The 2,266-nt window shown below is 54.0% G+C and carries 2 protein-coding genes; one reads left to right on the forward strand and one right to left on the reverse strand.

The genetic code is table 11. The annotated features are described in order from the left end of the window. Positions 1 to 123 precede the first annotated feature (123 nt). Positions 124 to 858, forward strand: a complete 735-nt coding sequence (gene trmH, locus ACNQ6O_RS15745) for a tRNA (guanosine(18)-2'-O)-methyltransferase TrmH (protein WP_418054121.1) — start codon at positions 124 to 126, stop codon at positions 856 to 858. A 239-nt stretch (positions 859 to 1,097) separates the two neighbouring features. Here trmH and ACNQ6O_RS15750 read toward each other — a convergent pair whose 3' ends face one another. Beyond that, positions 1,098 to 2,114, reverse strand: a complete 1,017-nt coding sequence (locus ACNQ6O_RS15750; RefSeq protein ID WP_418054122.1) for a nucleoid-associated protein — start codon at positions 2,112 to 2,114, stop codon at positions 1,098 to 1,100. Positions 2,115 to 2,266 lie beyond the last annotated feature (152 nt).

Raw genomic sequence — 2,266 nt, forward strand, 5'->3', positions numbered from 1 at the left:
TCCATGGCTCCGCACATTTTTGGAAAGCCTCCGCCAAAACCCTTCTCTAACTGTGGGAGCTGGAGTCTCTAAGCCGGTTCGCTGCTCCATGAATCGCTCCGTAAACTGAATGAAGTTTTAAACATGACCCCCGAACGCCTCGCCCGAATCAAACACATCCTCGACACCCGCCAACCAGACCTTCGGGTGCTGACCGATCAGGTGCATAAACCCAGAAACCTCTCAGCCATCATTCGCTCCTGCGATGCCTTCGGCTTGGCCAATATGCACGTGGTGTGGCCGAAAGAAGGTTTTCGGGCGTTCAGGAAAACCGCCGGTGGCAGCTATCACTGGGTCACCACTCACACCCACCCGACCATGAAAGACGCCGTGGCCGAATTGAAAGGGCAGGGGCATAAAATCTACGCCGCACAGTTGTCGGACCGGGCAGTGGATTTTCGGGATGTGGACTTTACCGTGCCCTGTACGATCGTCATGGGCAATGAAGTGGACGGAGTGAACCCGGTTACCGCAGAGCAGGCGGATGAGCACATCGTGGTGCCGATGATGGGGATGGTGGAATCACTGAACGTATCGGCAGCCTGCTCAATCATCCTGTCGGAAGCCCAACGGCAACGGAAGCTGGCGGGGATGTTTGAACAGCGGCGGATGCCGGATGATGAATACAACCGACTGCTGTTCTCATGGTGCCAGCCCACGGTTAAACGCTATTGTGACGACAGAAACCTACCGTACCCACCCATAGATCACGAAACCGGTGATCTCATCGATGGCGTAGGCTGGATGCAAGAAGTCAGAAAAATAAGGGCCAATCGCCCCAGATGGGACGATGAAAAAGAGCCGGTAGCAGAAGAGTAACCAGCGGCTATTCTGAGTCCAAAAACGCCACTGTTTTCTTGTTTATGTCTTTAAACTCAGTATCCCAAAAAGTTCTGCCGGTGTGGGGTGAGGATTCTTTTTTCCGCCGGAAAAAGATGTCTGAGCGAAGCGAGTTATTTTTCCCCAAAAAAAAAAACCCCCCCCCACGCCACCCCCAAACAAANNCCCCGCAACCCGCCCCCAAACCCATCAGGCTAGAAAAAGCCGAAGCCAGAACCTCAATCCTCCCGAGCCTCAAGATATCGCTGCAACTGCTCCCGCAATGCCTTGGGCAAACGAGTAATCGTCAGCGCATCCTTATCGCGGTCGTAATACACAGCCTGATTCACCAAGTCTGATGAAAAAGAAACACTCATACCCCCACCAGAGCCAGCGATTCGTACCAACTTTTTAACCTTACGGTGATCCGGGTGCAGAACGCCGGTTTCAGGCATTTCTACATTCTGGCTGGCAAATTCCTTAAACCGCTCAGGTTGGCTTTCGTCCAGATAGCTAGACAAAGCCTCAATCGCCACCGGCTCACCCAAAGCATGCTGGTCTTTGCAGAATTCATAGGCCTTGGCGCGCACCTCACCCGCTTTCTCCGGCTCGCTGGTTTTGGCGAAGGCTTCAACCGCATCCAGGAAAGTGGTGGTTTCTTTCTCCACATCCACGCTGTTGGTAAACGCGCACAAACGAATGAACAACTCACCGGGATCGCCCGTGCCGCGGGCGTGGACGAGGGTCATGTAGTTGTCGCCGTCTTTGCCATCGCGCCAATCGTCCAGCTCAATGCGAACAGCCAAGTTCAAGCGGGAAAGACTCAGAACATCGGTGGCATCCAGCTTTTGGCTGCCGTCGAAACGCATGGCGCTGTCGGTTTCCAGAACGAACAGATATACCACTTCCGAATCTGCCAGCGCATCGTGCACAACCATCAAGTGACCATCGAACTCTTCCTGACTGCCGTTCAGTAGCTCCTGCCACTGGCCGAACAACCGATCGGTCATCGCCGCGAAGGTTTGTTTGTCTTCCAGATAGTCTTTCAGCCAGGCACTGAACGGGCACTCGCCAACGTCTTCAGAGAAACGTCCATACTTCTTGCCCGGTTTGCTGTTAAACAAACGTTTCATCTGCTTGTGCAGCGCCTCGTAATCGCCACCGGGCTCCTGCAAGGCCTCACCGGCAACAAGGCGAGCGGGTTGGCCCGGCTGATACTGGCTGGCAAAAGCGGTGCGGAGGTGTTTGATGGCCATATAACGATCCTGTCGGGTTTACGGGTGATTCAGATGGCGGTGATGATGCCACGGATCGTAAAGGGATTCATTTGTAGAATGTACGGAGTAGAGCAGTTTCACCGCCGAAAAGGAAAAGATAGATCGGCGTGAACACAGATGTTCGTCGGCGC

Origin of the sequence: Marinobacter sp. SBS5 (assembly GCF_048285575.1) — a bacterium.
In the GTDB taxonomy this organism is placed as follows: Bacteria; Pseudomonadota; Gammaproteobacteria; order Pseudomonadales; family Oleiphilaceae; genus Marinobacter.